Below are 15156 nucleotides of genomic sequence, written 5' to 3' on the forward strand. Positions count from 1 at the left end.
GATTGGAACTGGAGGCGACATGCAGTTCACAAAGATGCACGGTATTGGCAACGATTATGTGTATGTCAATGGTTTTGAAGAAACCGTTGAGCAGCCTGAAGAGTTAGCTCAGGTTATAGCAGACAGACACTTTGGTGTTGGTGGTGATGGTCTGATTTTGCTGCTTCCTGCGGATAAGGATGTGGAGGCAGACTGCCGTATGAGAATGTTTAATTCGGATGGCTCTGAATCTGAGATGTGTGGTAACGGGGTAAGATGTGTATGCAAACTGGCACATGATCGCGGAGTTGTAAAAGCGAATCCGATGAAAATTCAGACAGGTGCTGGCGTATTAACGTTGGCATATACACTGGACGATGAGGGTATGGTCAGCGAAGTGACGGTGGACATGGGTGAACCGATTTATGTAGCTGAGCAAGTACCAGTTCTGCCAAAGCATATGAAAGAAACGGATGAGCCTCATACATTTGTGCTGGAGTTTTTAGATACTGGGGAATTGTTCACAGCGACGATGGTGAGTATGGGCAATCCACATGCGACGATTTTCGTGCCTGATGTTCATGCAATTGATCTAGAACGGATTGGCCCGAAACTAGAGAACCACCCGGCGTTTCCAAACAGAATGAATATTCATTTTGTGCAACATCATTCACCTGATGAAGTTACGATGCGAACATGGGAACGCGGCTCAGGCATTACGCTTGCTTGCGGCACTGGAGCATCTGCTGTCTGCGTTTCAGGCGTATTAGATGGCCGAAATGACAAAAAAATTCTGGCACACTTGCCGGGCGGCGATCTCACATTAGATTGGCGTGAAGATGGCCATTTGTATATGACGGGTACTGCGACAGAAGTGTTCCGGGGTGATTGGCCGGAGTAATTGCTAAATGAATAAACATATCAAGACCCAAAAAATTGGGTCTTGTTTTTATATGGATGTTGAAGCATGAGAAATCCTAATCAGCGCATACTCTATATTACAGACACGCATGTTGGTGCGAATCTTAAGGATGGGTACTACATGCAAGGCCGATGTACTGATGAATGGGAGGCGATTATAGATGTTCTGCGCGGATATATTGCAGATCAGAAAATTGATATGGTTTTGCATGGCGGAGATTTAGTAGATACCGCGGATGAACAGATCATAGCGCTTGCAGCAAAATCTATGCGATCATTGGGCGTGCCCGTCACGATGTGTTTTGGTAACCATGACCTGGATCATGTAGATGCTAGAAAATCTTGGTACAAAATTGCTTCAGACCTCCTACCACAAGGCACTCATACTGGTGGCATCTGCGGTGATAAGATAAATGTATTTGTGATTAGCCATCATTATGCTTCAAATAATCCACCACATTACTGGGATATGAAGCGAACGGATGCGCAAATACCTGTCATTGATGAGACACAGCGTGCGACATTGGAGTTGTTCGTCGCTGCCTCGGATAAGCCTGTAATAATCGTCACGCACTGCCCTGTGCATGGTATTAGTGCTGAGCAAACCGGCGATACTGAATTCCACCCAGCCAATAAGGCGTATGCGAATTATCTATATAGTTTGGCGGCGCAAAGCGGAAATGTGCCGTTGATCCTTTCTGCACACAACCATGTAAGTTCTGTTCAAAGACATCTGGGATTTGTCACAATGACGACAGGCGGATTAACGGAAGTGCCCTGCTCTGCTCGTTTATTGACGATTGATGATGAAAAAATAAAGATTGAGCAGGTTGATTTTGCAGGGCAATTGGGCCTGCTTGGAAAAATTGATGAATCGAAAAAATGGGTGGCGGGTATGGCTAAAGATCGTTGTATAGAAATTGATATTAAGTCGAATGATGACACAGGGGACATGCTGTCTGAACTGTTACCCATGATATAAAAAAGCGACCTCAAAATAGGCCGCTTTTGTTTTGATGCTGTGTTTTATCTATTTCTATTTCATTCAATTTCTAGAAGCCGCTCAACATAATTAATATCAACGTTTGAAGTTAAAAACCCTTCATCAGTCAACAAATCTTCATGTAATGGGATCGTAGTTTTGATTGGCGCGATTTCAAATTCTCGCAGAGCGCGCCTCAATAAAATAATAACTTCGTCTCGTGTTTTTGCATGGCCGATAAGCTTGGCGATCATCGAGTCGTAGTTCGGAGGGATACGATAACCTGTGATGACATGTGTATCGAGACGAATACCGATACCACCTGGCGGGTCAAAGAAATCTACCAAACCTGCACATGGAATGAAGTTATTGCGAGCATCTTCTGCATTGATACGCAATTCGATGGCGTGTCCATTGGGCTTGATATCTTTCTGCTCAAAGCCAAGTTCTTCGCCAGCAGCGATACGGATTTGAGTTTTTACGATATCGACACCGGTAATGGCTTCGGAAACAGGATGCTCAACTTGCACACGGGTATTCACTTCCATCAGATAGAATTGCTTATTACTATCCATTAGAAATTCAACGGTTCCAGCAGAGTAATATCCCGCGGCTTTACATAAACGTGCTGCGGCTTTGCAAATTTTGTCTCGTTCAGTTTTGTCGAGGACTGGGCATGGTGCTTCTTCAATAAGTTTTTGCTTACGCCGCTGCATTGAACAATCTCGTTCATAGAGATGCACAACATTACCATGTTTATCGCCGATGATTTGCACCTCGACATGACGGGCACGGTCGATAAATTTTTCGAGATAAACGGTACCATTGCCAAAAGCATTTTCCGCTTCCGCGATAGCTGCACGCATGCCTTGACGAAGTGAGTTATCGTCATGAGCTAAACGCATGCCTCGTCCACCACCACCTGCGGCAGCCTTGATCATCACTGGGTAGCCGATTTCGTTGGCGATCGTTACAGCTTTATCTTCAGATTCAACTGCACCCTTTGAGCCGGGTGAGGTAGGAACACGCTGTTTTATGGCAAGTTTTTTACACTCGACTTTGTCACCGAGCAATCGCATTGCTTCAGCGGACGGGCCAATGAATTCAATGTTACATTCTCGGCATACGTCGGCAAAATGCGCGTTTTCAGCGAGAAAACCGTAGCCGGGATGAATCGCTTGTGCGCCGGTCACTTCGGCGGCTGCGATGATGCGTGAGATGTTCAGATAAGACTCGTTTGGTGCTGGCGGGCCGATGCAAATTGCCTGATCCGCCATGCGGACGTGCTTGGAATCTTTATCGGCTTCGGAGTAAACCGCTACTGTTTCGATGCCGAGCTCTTGCGCTGCTCGGATAATACGAACGGCAATCTCGCCACGGTTTGCTATCAAAATACGTGAGAACATAATCTTCACTCTTATCAATCAGGTTTATTGAATTGATCGCATGTTGTCCATGCATACAAGCTGACTAACTTATGATTAGTCTGGCTTAACGAGGAAGAGTGGCTGGCCGAACTCAACGGCTTGCCCATTCTCTACAAGACGTTTGACGACGGTCCCCTTCACTTCTGCTTTGATTTCATTAAACACTTTCATAGCCTCGACAATACAGACAACAGATGATTCGGTAACAGAGTCACCGATTGATATGAAATCTTTTGCGTCGGGTGATGAAGCTGTGTAGAAAGAACCCACCATTGGCGAAATAATTTCGAGTAGATTCTCTTCTTCTGCGGCGGCAACAACAGCAGGTGGACTGACGGGCGATGCTGGTGCAGCGGGCACCATTTGTGAAGCGGCAGGCATCTGCGTCATCGCTTGTTGTGCATTAACAAATTGAACGTCATTACCAATTTTTCTTTTGAGCTTTACTTTGTCGCTTTCGCCTTCAATATCGAGTTCTACCAGGTCATTGTCGACCATGAGTTTGACGAGCTGTTTAAGCTTTTTGAGATCTGTCATTGTTTTTGTGTTCCGTTCTGACTTACAACATTTTCCCAAGTACATGCAGCGTTTGTAAGTCCCTTGCCCTGATCATGAATTCGTGCGAGCGTAACACTCTACTGACACGTTTTTCATGGTTCTGCCTGATGAGTCATCTCCTAAACATCCAGACATTGCTGCTACATTTCTCGCGTCGACTCTCCCAAGCCGATTGGAATCACGGATCAAAACTGGTTGATCCAAACATGTTTGAGCCCTAAATGATCGCTGATTCTAGCGTTTTGGGCAAATCTGATAGCACTTTATAACCATTTGATGTAACGAGTACATCGTCTTCTATCCGTACTCCGCCAATTCCAGGAAGATAAATGCCGGGCTCGACGGTAACAACTTGCCCCTCTTGCAGTTCTCCCTTGACGGAGGCTGCGAGGCGCGGCTCTTCATGGATATCAAGTCCTAAACCATGACCTAAAGAGTGACTAAACTCTTTACCGTAACCTGCTTTAGTAATGATATTTCTTGCGACAGCATCGATATCACACAACCTGGCCCCGGGTTTGATTGCTGCGATTGCGGCTTCTTGCGCATCCAGTGTGATCTGGTAAATTTCACGAATCCTCGGTTTCATTTTACCTAAAGCAATTACACGCGTGAGATCGGAGCAATAGCCGTTATACCGAGCCCCCCAATCAATCAAAACGATACCACCTGTTTTCACTTTGGTTTTGCCTGGAATCGCATGCGGCAATGATGCGTTTGCATCTGCGGCGACAATTGAAGGGAATGATGTGCCGTCTGCTCCCAATGCTCGCATTTTATATTCGAGAATTGCCGTAATCTCATACTCAGTCATCCCCGGCTTGATCTCGGCAATTGTTTGATTGAAAGCACACTGTTGAATAACCAGTGCTTTTTGTATCTGTTTAATTTCATCGGGTGTTTTGATTGCACGTTGCTGAAGTAAGCCATCGTCATGTTCGAGAATATTTTTTGCACCAATTTTATTTGCGATCGCTTTACGGATTGCGAGCGTGGTGTAATCTGGCTGCAGAAGCACTTTCGTTAGTTTGCGTTTTAAAAGTGTTTCTTTCAATGAATCTGAGAGAGATTTGGTACGCATCACAGCTTTGGCGTGCGGGGCTTCCCGTTGTATCTGCTCTTCGAAGCGTGAGTCGCTGAGGATCGTGATAACAGAACCGCGCATCGGCACAATGGCCCATGAGTCATCGCCAATAAAGCCGGTGAGATATCGGATATCTTTAGGGTTAGTCAGCAGAACGGCATCTGCTTGAACCTGCTCACCTTTCAAACGTTTTTGTAACGTTTTGGTGCGAGAAATAAATAAGCTCGATTTTTGAGCTGATTGTTTTGAGACTTGCTTCGGCATAGCCAAATCCTCCTGTATCCCACACATAAGCGTATCCGTACGCATCGGCTTGTGCGCATATTGTGACACAAAGAACTGCTTTTCTCAATAGATACCTGTAATTGGGAGCACCCCTACCCCAGCAACACCTAAAAGATCGTAATGCCCGGTTTTGCATGCAAATCTATTCAGCAAATAGCCACCTATAAATAATAGAAAAAGCGAGCTAACTTTTAGCTCGCTCACTATTACTCTTAGCAGTAAATATTTTTACTTATAAACATCGTTGGGGTCAAAAACTTTTGACTCAACGGTTTCCAAAGTCGTTGGATCCGTGATCCTACGATAGAAGCACGACTTGTATCCGACGTGACAGCATGGGCCGTGCGAAATGCATTTTAGAACAACAACGTCTTGATCACAATCGGTACGAGCTTCGACGACTTCTTGGATGTGGCCGGAGGATTCACCTTTGACCCACATTTTTTGACGTGATCGTGAGTAGAAAGTTGCTTTCTTGGTTTCGATCGTTTGCTTCAAAGCAGCTTCGTTCATCCAGCCCATCATGAGGATTTCGCCAGATTGATGGTCTTGGACAATTGCGGGGACGAGTCCATCGCTATCAAATTTGATATCCAAAACACTGCCTTCTTCACGTTGTGGGTCAGCCATTTTACATCTCCAATATCTGTGAGCGGTTCATCCGCCCGAAGCTAAATCATGACCTGTTCGATTCGTTTCGAGCTGGACATTATACGAAACGATGAGTTGCAACGCATTTCACCATTCAAGACCCAAAAACAGGTCGGCTGCGAAAATTCCCAGCCATGGGGGCAGGATTTCAAAAATCTTTGCAAAAACATAAGACCAGCAACTCGCAAGAGTCATGTGCGTTATCTATACTTCGTAGACAAAGCATATTGCCTGTTTTGACACGCTTAACATTATTCAGGAATTTCAGAATGACTGACTCCGAATCGCCCAAGATTCACATCGATAGTGACTGGAAAGCCCAAGCCCAAGCCGAGAAAGAACGCCTCTCTGCTGAAGCTGAGCAAAAAACTGATACAGACCAAGGTGCCGGCGGGATGGGCGAGATGCCTCCTGCGAACTTTGAAACCTTGATTGGCACATTTGTCACGCAAGCCTTGTTTGCTCTTGGCGCAATTCCAGACCCTCGAACTGGACAGCCATCGCTCAGCCTCGATCTTGCTCGCCATAACATCGATATGCTGACCGTTGTTTCCGACAAAACCAAGGGCAATCTTTCTAAAGAAGAGGAAGAAACCTTGGCAACAACTCTGTACGAATTACGTAATCGTTACGTACAGATTTCGCAGGCTGCAAGGCAACAATAATCGCGTAATTGAGAACCTGTCTCAGCTGCTAACTTTCTGTAGGTGCAAATGCTTATGGAATTTGACGCAGTTAAAGACAGGAGTATCCTTTGTATTGTCACAGCTAGCAGACCTGTGTTGTCCAACCCTCGCGAAAGCGTTTAGCTGTGATGGAATCTCCCATTGACATTACCTCTCCTTATTTTCCTAGTGTACGGTGAAAGGATCCCCTGCCGTGTCTGATTCAACAGTCGCTTTAGCAGAACCGAAAAGCATGTTCGGTAAGTACCACTTCCTGCTCCGCAGGTTGCATTCGCTGTCCGGTATCATTCCGATCGGTTTGTTTGTTTGTGTGCACTTGTTCACAAACGCTCAGATGATCTTGAATACCCTGTTCGGCCCAAACCCAGCAACAGGTGAAAGCTACTTCCAACACGAAGTTAACTTTATTCACTCTATGCCCGCACTCGAAATCATCGAGTACACACTTTGGGCAAGCATTGCTTTCCATGCTGTGCTGGGCTTTGTGTACATCTTCAATTCGAAGTGGAACACAACTCATTACAAGTATGAAGCAAACTACCGTTACACGCTCCAACGTTTGACTGGGATCATTGCGATCATCTTTATCTTCTTCCACATTGCCACACTTCGCTGGCGTTGGGATATTGGTGGCTTCTGGTACACCCCATTCTGGGCACATGGTGGCTATACCGTCGATAACTGGGAAAAAATCGGAATGGGCGAGCTTGGACACGTTCCAATGTCACTCCCATATACCGCATATGCACTTCAGTTCCATTGGCTGATTATTGTCTTCTACATCGTCGGTGCTGGTGCCGCGATCTTCCACTGGGCCAACGGTCTCTGGACAGCTGCCATCACTTGGGGTCTCACGATCACACCAACATCCCAAAAACGTTGGGGCGGTGTCTGCTGGGCCTTGGGTATCTTCCTCACCCTCGCAATGGCTGCTGCACTCATCGGTGCGATGACATTCAATTTCAAAGCGATGACACCTGATCAAAAAGCTGTCTTCAGTCGCACCGTACCTCAGAAGCAAGTCGAACGCTTCCTCGGTACAGGCGTTCCAAAAGAAAAGCTTGAAATCGAAATCAACGAAATCGGCCACTAATCAAAACCCCGCGACACACGTTTCTTTAAGTAACTGAAATTTCCCCTTCCTCAAGCGAAGGGCAGCAATAAAAGGTATTGAACACAATGTCTGATCATCCAAGAGTCATAGTCGTCGGCGGCGGTTTGGCAGGTCTGGCAGCGACCGTAAGGATCGCTGAGCAAGGCGTCCCCGTTGACCTCTTCTCCATGGTCCCCGTTAAGCGATCACACTCCGTGTGTGCTCAGGGCGGCATCAATGCATGTAACGAAGTTGCTCGTCAGCAAGGCTACTCAGAGTGGCAGCACATGGACGAGACACTCTACGGTGGTGACTTCCTCAACCACCAACCTCCAGTCTACGAAATGACCCACTGGGCTCCGAAGATCATCGATCTTCTCGACCGCATGGGCGTTCCATTCAACCGCACAGCTGAAGGCTTCCGTGACCTCCGTCTCTTCGGCGGCTCACTCTTCAAGCGTACACACTTCTCCGGCGCATCCACCGGCCAGCAGCTCCTCTACGCTCTCGACGAACAAACCCGTCGTTACGAAGACAAAGGCCTCGTAGAAAACTACGAATTCTGGGAATTCCTCTGGCCAGTCCTCGACGAAAACGGCGTCTGTAAGGGTATCATCGCTCAAGACCAACGCACCATGGAAATGAAAGCTTTCCGTGCTGACGCAGTCGTCATGGCAACCGGCGGTTGCGGCGTCGTCTACGGTAAATCAACAATGTCCGTCATCTGCACCGGTGCTGCAGCAGCTCGCTGCTACGAAGCCGGCGTCAAGCTCGGCAACCCTGAAATGATTCAGGTTCACCCAACAGCAATTCCAGGCGAAGACAAATGTCGTCTCATGTCTGAATCAGCTCGTGGTGAAGGCGGCCGCGTCTGGGTCCCACGCAAAAAGGGTGACGACCGTAAACCAACCGACATCCCTGAAGAAGAACGCTGGTACTTCCTCGAAGAACGTTACCCCAAATACGGCAACCTCGTTCCTCGTGACATCGCAACACGCGAAATCTTCTCTGTCTGCGAAGAAGGTTACGGCGTCGGCGGCGGCCGCATGGCTTACCTCGACATCACCCACCTTCCAATCGAAACCAAAGACAAGCTCGCTGCGATCCTCGAAATCTACGAGAAGTTCACCGGCGACGATCCACGCTTCGTTCCAATGAAGATCTTCCCAGCTGTTCACTACAGCATGGGTGGCCTCTACACCGAATACGAAGCCGAAGAACGTCTCCCTGTCCCTGGCGACAAGCTCGACAAGGTCTGGGGCATGAAGGACGGCGATCCAAAGAACATGATGACCAACGTTGAAGGCCTTTACGCTTTCGGCGAAGTCAACTACCAGTACCACGGTGCAACACGCCTCGGTGCTAACGCCCTGCTCTCCTGCATCTTCGACGGCCTCTTCTGCGGCTCTTCCGTAGCTAACTACGTCAAAGCATGTGAAGACAAGGCTGCCGATAAGCCCGAAGCTCTTTACCAGAAGTTCCTCGATCAGGAAAAGGCAAAGATCGACAAGCTCATCAACATGAACGGCAAGTTCAACCCATACGAGATTCATGCTCGTCTCGGCGACGAAATGACCGCTTCATGTACCGTCGTCAAGAACGAAGAGCGTATGCTCCAGTGTTACGAAGCTCTCAAAGAAATGAAAGCTCAGTACAAGGACATCAAACTCTCCGACACAGGTGATTACACCAACGCTAACTTGGTCTTCTCACGTGCACTCGGTGACATGATCGTCTACGCTGAAGCAATCCTCCTCGCTTCTATCGAACGTAAAGAATCACGCGGCTCACACTTCCGCAGTGACTTCCCAGATCGTATCGACGATCCGTTCCACAAAACCGCTGTTTGCTCATACGACGTAGAGAACGACAAGCCCATCCTCGAATGGGAAGACGTTCCACTGCACATGGTCGAACTGCGTAAACGCGACTACTCCAAGTAACCCCGGAAGTAGTCACACTTGTCGGCATCGGCCCCGGACAACATTCCGGGGATCGCCACCTAGAATGATGTAAATAAACAGGTAACACCTGCAATAAATACAACAACAAAGTACCCTGATTGAAGGTACCTCGAAAATGTCAACGAAAACATTTAAAGTCAAAGTAAAACGTCAGGACGAAGCTGCCTCAGCATCCTACTGGCAGACCTTTGATGTCGATTACACTCCGAACATGAACGTCATCTCCACCCTTCAAAAGATCGCTGCTAAGCCAGTGACTGCTGACGGCAAAGACGTTGCTCCCGTCGTATGGGACTGTGGTTGCCTCGAAGAAGTCTGTGGTGCATGCACCATGGTCATCAACGGCCGCGCATGCCAAGCATGTTCTACTCTCGTCGATGACCTGCTCGAAGAAGCATCCGTCATCCAGATCGAGCCGATGAGCAAGTTCCCAGTCGTCCGCGACCTTTGGGTTGACCGTGCTCGCATGTTCAACAACCTCAAGCGCATCAAGGGCTGGGTCCCAACCGACGGCACATACGACCTCGGCGCCGGCCCACAAGAAACCCAAGAAGAGCAAGACCTGCGTTACGCATATTCTCGCTGCATGACTTGCGGTTGCTGCCTCGAAGCTTGTCCGCAGTTCACCAAAGACAACGACTTCATGGGTGCTCAAATTTTCGCCCAGACCGACTACTTCAACTCACACGCCACCGGCAAACTTCTCGCTGACGATCGTCTCGACGTCATCATGGGTGAAGGCGGTATCTCAGACTGTGGTAACTCGCAAAACTGCGTCCAGGTATGCCCGAAAGAGCTTCCACTACTCAACGCCATCGCAAGCGTCGGCCGCCAAGCAACGATCTACTCGATCAAACGCTTCTTCACCGGCAAAAAATAAGCGATCATAAATTCCTAAATACCATAAGGCTGACGCCCCTGCGTCAGCCTTTTTTCATGTCCATAAATCCTCAAACCATCACTTTGCGTCAGTACCGTAGATGGCTTGTATTCCAATTATTACCATTACAACCGTTTACTCCGGCCGTATTATCGGGACACTCACGGTCACGCAATTAGACACGATCATCAATACGATAGCGCGAACCATATCCCCCTCCCCCATATTGAATTTTCATCCCAGCGATTTACCCCAATCAGGTGTTTCACGCATCACTAATCTTTTTGCCTTCAAATTAGCCGATACGAATTTAAGTGGGAATTGTTGGAACCATTTAAATCCTGTTAACACGGGGAGCCTGTTGCCCATGTCTTGTGATCTCCGCCTCGCCTCTGTCTCGCCGCAAATCCGTTATGTTGACACGGATCGTGCTATCGTCGATGTACTCTTTGCAGTTACACCCGTCGAACCTAGCTCTCCAAAATTCAATCCGGAAGCTAAAATCGAAGTACTTCTAGATATCGATGGAGCAGATGGCTTCCACGATGAAGGCCGCGCACACGTCCGTCTAAACCAAGGCATGGGCTGTGTTCGATTCGAAATTGTTCATCCGCAACGCTGGTGGCCCGCTAATATGGGCGAACAACCTTTATACGAACTCACCATCGGTCTACTCGTTGACCAAATCATCACTGATAGCACGGGCGTTCTTTTCGGCCTCTCATCGGTTCGACAAGATCCATTCACAGAAATGTCACTCGACCCCACCCTTCTCGTCAATGGCGAAGTGTGCGATATCGAATCCATCGTCATCGTCGATCAATACGAAGACCAGAACCTCCTCCCCGAAAGCGGTGGCTCACTTCTCGTCGTCCGCGATCACTTCGCCCCTGACGTCCTTTTCGAAGCAGCAGACAGAGCCGGCATTCTTCTGATCCAATGCTTCCCCGAAATTGAAGAAACAGATACCGACGAGCAAATCTCACAAGCCATTAATCGTATTAGTCCCCATCCCTCGCTTGCTGGCTGGTACGTTGGCAACCATGGGGATAAATCTCAAAAAATTGCAGATCGAATCAAAAAAGTCGATCCAACCCATACTATTTTCCACGAATTCCCACTCGTATACGCTGCCTGATAGAATCATCCATCATGAATACATTCAACCGCACCCTCACCTCCTTACTTTGCCTAATCACGCTACTCATCGCCACTAGCTGCGTCATCGCTCAAAACGAGTCGAATACCAATGAGCCGACACTCGATCAATGGCTCACAAAACTCGAAAACAAAGCCGACGAAATCAAAACCCTTTCCTCCGAGCTTCGTTACGACCGTATCAACGAACTGCTCGACAGCAAGGAAATCCGCAAAGGCACCTTCTACTACAAAGCCGGACCACCTCGCAGCTTTGCCGCACACTTCACCCTGCAAATCTCAGCATCACGCCGCGGAGAACGTATCGATAAATGGTGGATATACGACGCACGCTGGCTGGTCGAAAAAAACGTCAAAGACAAATTCTTTAAACGTTATGAAGTCGCACCACCTGCTGACGCGGATGAAGAACAAACCGAAGTCCTTGAGCTTGGTGAAGGTCCATTCGCAATCCCCATCGACTTCAATAAAGGCACGCTGCTTAAGAAATTTGAAGTTAAACTAATCGATGATCGCGATGGCGGCCCAGAAAATTCAATCCACCTCCGCTTAACCCCTAAAAATCCTGAGCAAATTGAAGAAACTTACTTCGATCTCTGGTATGACCGAGATACGCTTCTTCCAACCATGGTCGAAACAATCAATGAAGACCAGGAAACACGCTCTCTCTTCAAAATGACGAATACCAAACTCAACACGGATATCGATGAAGATGTTTTTGATACCACACCGCCCAAAGACAAATCTTGGACGATCGACGAACAACGTATTGACTAAACATACATATCTACTTCAACGATAATTCATACAGTTCATCAAGCGCTAGCAGCAAAGCTCCAACGCCATACGGCATCGTTGATGATGCATCAAAATCATAAGGCGATTTCCCAATAGGTTGCACGTTCTCTAACTTACCATCAGCCGTGATAGATTGAGTAAGCGCCTGATACCCTTTCACAATAACAGAAGTATATTTCTCTCGCGGCAGGTATCCCTGATTCACTCCCCAAGCAAGACCATAAACAAAAAACGCTGTCCCACTGGCTTCTGATTGCCGCCACTTTTCTTCGTCTAACAAACCAATAGGCCAGAAACCGTTCTTCATCTGTAAGCCAGCAATCCGCTCCGCCATATCAACATACAGCTTCTCATACCGCTCTCGCTGCGGATCTTCTACCGGCATCAACTCGATCACATTGGCCAAGCCAGCGAGCACCCAGCCATTACCTCTAGACCAAAAAACCTTCTTCCCATTCGGCTCGCGCTTATCAAAATATCGACTGTCACGAAAATACAATTTTTCGTCTGTATCGTATAAGTATTCTGTTGTCTTCCACCACAATTTATGCTGAAATTTCAGATACTTCATATCGCCTGTCAATCGATACATTTTCATCAAAGTCGGTGGGCCCATAAACAACGCATCACACCAAGCCAACTCGCGATCCACAATCCCCCTTCTAAATTCAAGCGATTCATCGTACGATTTCTGCATCGCGTCATCCAAACATGACACCATCGGGTCAATCATCTCCGCCTTCTTCTCCCGCTCATACAGCATGGCATACGCCCAACCTATCGCCCAATCGTCTGCATGTCGCGGACGAAAACCAAACCGCCAATCAATCGCCTCAAAATCTCGTTTCATCACCGACAGCCACGATTGCTGACCCGTCGTTTCAGCAAACCTGATCGCTCCGATGTAAAACGGAGCAAAAACCCAATCATCTCGCCGCCGATCGACATCATCCATATGCATGATCTGCCACCAAAATACATCATAACCAATCTGCTTGATCTGTTCTGGCTCAAGTAATGCTTCATAATGATCATAGATTTGCCTCTGCTCTACAGACGTTTTAGCCGCATGAACAGACTCGATAAATTTCAAATCCACACCAACCAATACCACCAATAAAGCAAAATTTAATACAAGCTTAGACATCACACCGACCTCTCAAAACAATCATGTCACACAGCGAAACTTCAGAATACCTCGCGAACACATACTTCTTCGAAAGTAAAACCTGACGTTCGTATCATATTCTGACGGATCATTTTCGAATAGATTCAACCAATAACATTTCCCATCATTGGGATGCAATAACTTATATTGCCATTGATCATGCCTCAAACATCCCTCAAACCCTCTTTCACATAACCGATATACCAATAAAAATCACCCAGTTGTTGGGTGATTTTGTCGTCAATAAACATATTGGCATAAACTAATAACTAAATCATTGGCAACGCTTCAACAAATTTCTTCATATGCCCAACTGTGTTGTAAAAGTGCGGACTAACGCGTAATCGACCTTCACGTAATGCAATAATTACACCTGATCGCTCCATCTCGTTGACAATTTTCTGGTGTAACTCTGGTTTATTTGGATGCTCGAAAATCAAAATCCCACTACGCTCTTCTTGTTTCTCTCGTGGAGAAAAAATGCGATACCCCTTCTCAACTAACCCCTTTTCCGCAATAGCTTGAAGCGCATCAACTCGCTGCCAAATCTCATCAATCCCCACTTCCATGATCAAGGCTAAGCTACCTCCCAAGCCCAAGATCCCCGCAACATTACTTGAGCCTGGCTCAAACCGTCTTGCATCCTTCAATAACTCAAACTGATATTGTCCATAATTATCTGCATCCACCATGTTCATCCAACCCACGACTGTCGGATACAACTTCTCAGCCAGTTCTTCCTTGCAATAAAAGATCCCCAATCCCTCCGGTGCCAACATCCACTTATGCCCATCCGCGCTTAAGAAGTCAATCCCCATCGCTCGTACATCCACCGGCAACACACCCACGCTCTGAATCCCATCCACACACAAATACCCACCCTTCGCATGAATCGCTTCACTAATCGGCTTCAAATCAATCCGATGCCCCGACGCAAATTGAGCATGCGATAACGACACAACTCGCGTCCCATCCTCAATCGCATCAACCACATCTTCAATGTGAATCCGCGCATCATCACGCTGCTTCACTTCAATCAGCTTGATACCTTTTGTCTTCGCAAGATTTTCCCACGGATACCGATTCGCCGGATACTCGACATCCGTAATCACCACACTATCTCCCGCCTGCCAATTCAATCCATTGGCTACCATCGCCAAGCCCGTCGTCGTATTGGGTATAAACGCGATCTCCTCACGACCCTTCGCGCCAATCACCTTCGCTGCTAAATCTCTTACCGCATCGATTTTTCCGGTATACCAACCACTCCCTACATACGCCGCTTCCGCCGCTTGGTCCGCATACTCCTTCATCGCCTCCGCGCTCCGTCCGCTAATCGGTGCAACCGCCGCGTGATTCAAAAAAATCATCCGATCAGCAATCGGAAACCCATCAGTATAATCCCGCTCATTCAGTAATTGTTCTTCACGCATCCTAACAACCGATCCTTACTTTAACGTTCATTTCTTCTCTGGTTCGTCCCTCGCACACACGCCACATCCATCCTCATTTTATCGGCTCC

14 protein-coding genes are annotated in these 15156 nt (G+C 47.5%); 8 read left to right on the forward strand and 6 right to left on the reverse strand.

What is annotated here, in order from left to right:
- Positions 1-19: 19 nt before the first annotated feature.
- Together dapF and KS4_RS10890 are read left to right on the forward strand one after the other, a co-directional pair.
- Positions 20-880, forward strand: a complete 861-nt coding sequence (gene dapF, locus KS4_RS10885) for a diaminopimelate epimerase (RefSeq protein WP_145077886.1) — start codon at positions 20-22, stop codon at positions 878-880.
- Between the two features lie 66 nt (positions 881-946).
- Entirely contained in the window at positions 947-1882 is a 936-nt protein-coding gene (locus KS4_RS10890; RefSeq protein WP_145077888.1) for a metallophosphoesterase family protein, read from the forward strand.
- A gap of 59 nt (positions 1883-1941) precedes the next feature.
- Here the strand turns inward: KS4_RS10890 and accC are convergent, their stop codons facing one another.
- The 4 genes from accC to hisI all read right to left on the reverse strand — a co-directional run bounded on the left by accC (position 1942) and on the right by hisI (position 5866).
- Positions 1942-3288 (reverse strand): acetyl-CoA carboxylase biotin carboxylase subunit, encoded by a 1347-nt coding sequence (gene accC / locus KS4_RS10895; RefSeq protein ID WP_145077890.1) that lies wholly within the window; start codon positions 3286-3288, stop codon positions 1942-1944.
- 75 nt (positions 3289-3363) lie between these two features.
- Positions 3364-3846, reverse strand: a complete 483-nt coding sequence (accB, locus tag KS4_RS10900) for an acetyl-CoA carboxylase biotin carboxyl carrier protein (RefSeq protein WP_145077892.1) — start codon at positions 3844-3846, stop codon at positions 3364-3366.
- A 238-nt stretch (positions 3847-4084) separates the two neighbouring features.
- The gene (locus KS4_RS10905) at positions 4085-5215 is read right to left on the reverse strand and encodes a M24 family metallopeptidase (protein WP_200761173.1); all 1131 of its coding nucleotides are present in this window, start codon (positions 5213-5215) and stop codon (positions 4085-4087) included.
- A 249-nt stretch (positions 5216-5464) separates the two neighbouring features.
- Positions 5465-5866 carry a phosphoribosyl-AMP cyclohydrolase gene (gene hisI, locus KS4_RS10910; RefSeq protein WP_145077896.1) on the reverse strand — a complete coding sequence of 134 codons (402 nt, stop codon included), beginning with the start codon at positions 5864-5866 and terminating at the stop codon, positions 5465-5467.
- Positions 5867-6156: 290 nt separating this feature from the next.
- Here hisI and KS4_RS10915 point away from each other — a divergent pair, with 290 nt between their 5' ends.
- The 6 genes from KS4_RS10915 (at position 6157) to KS4_RS10940 (ending at position 12445) form a co-directional block, all read left to right on the forward strand.
- A complete protein-coding gene (locus KS4_RS10915; protein WP_200761174.1) occupies positions 6157-6552 on the forward strand; it encodes a DUF1844 domain-containing protein in 396 nt (131 codons plus the stop codon).
- A 214-nt stretch (positions 6553-6766) separates the two neighbouring features.
- Complete coding sequence (locus tag KS4_RS10920) at positions 6767-7666, forward strand: hypothetical protein (protein WP_145077900.1); 900 nt, start codon at positions 6767-6769, stop codon at positions 7664-7666.
- 86 nt (positions 7667-7752) lie between these two features.
- On the forward strand, positions 7753-9609 hold the full coding sequence (gene sdhA / locus KS4_RS10925; RefSeq protein ID WP_145077902.1) for a succinate dehydrogenase flavoprotein subunit: 1857 nt from the start codon (positions 7753-7755) through the stop codon (positions 9607-9609).
- Between the two features lie 136 nt (positions 9610-9745).
- Entirely contained in the window at positions 9746-10510 is a 765-nt protein-coding gene (gene sdhB / locus KS4_RS10930) for a succinate dehydrogenase iron-sulfur subunit (protein WP_145077904.1), read from the forward strand.
- Between the two features lie 367 nt (positions 10511-10877).
- Positions 10878-11648, forward strand: a complete 771-nt coding sequence (locus KS4_RS10935; RefSeq protein ID WP_200761175.1) for a glycoside hydrolase family 2 protein — start codon at positions 10878-10880, stop codon at positions 11646-11648.
- 14 nt (positions 11649-11662) lie between these two features.
- Positions 11663-12445, forward strand: a complete 783-nt coding sequence (locus tag KS4_RS10940) for a LolA family protein (RefSeq protein ID WP_145077907.1) — start codon at positions 11663-11665, stop codon at positions 12443-12445.
- Positions 12446-12455: 10 nt separating this feature from the next.
- Here the strand turns inward: KS4_RS10940 and KS4_RS10945 are convergent, their stop codons facing one another.
- A complete protein-coding gene (locus KS4_RS10945; protein ID WP_145077909.1) occupies positions 12456-13613 on the reverse strand; it encodes a glycoside hydrolase family 88/105 protein in 1158 nt (385 codons plus the stop codon).
- Positions 13614-13903: 290 nt separating this feature from the next.
- The gene (locus KS4_RS10950) at positions 13904-15067 is read right to left on the reverse strand and encodes an aminotransferase class V-fold PLP-dependent enzyme (RefSeq protein ID WP_145077910.1); all 1164 of its coding nucleotides are present in this window, start codon (positions 15065-15067) and stop codon (positions 13904-13906) included.
- Positions 15068-15156: the final 89 nt, after the last annotated feature.

Origin of the sequence: Poriferisphaera corsica (assembly GCF_007747445.1) — a bacterium.
Taxonomy (GTDB): Bacteria; Planctomycetota; Phycisphaerae; order Phycisphaerales; family Phycisphaeraceae; genus Poriferisphaera; species Poriferisphaera corsica.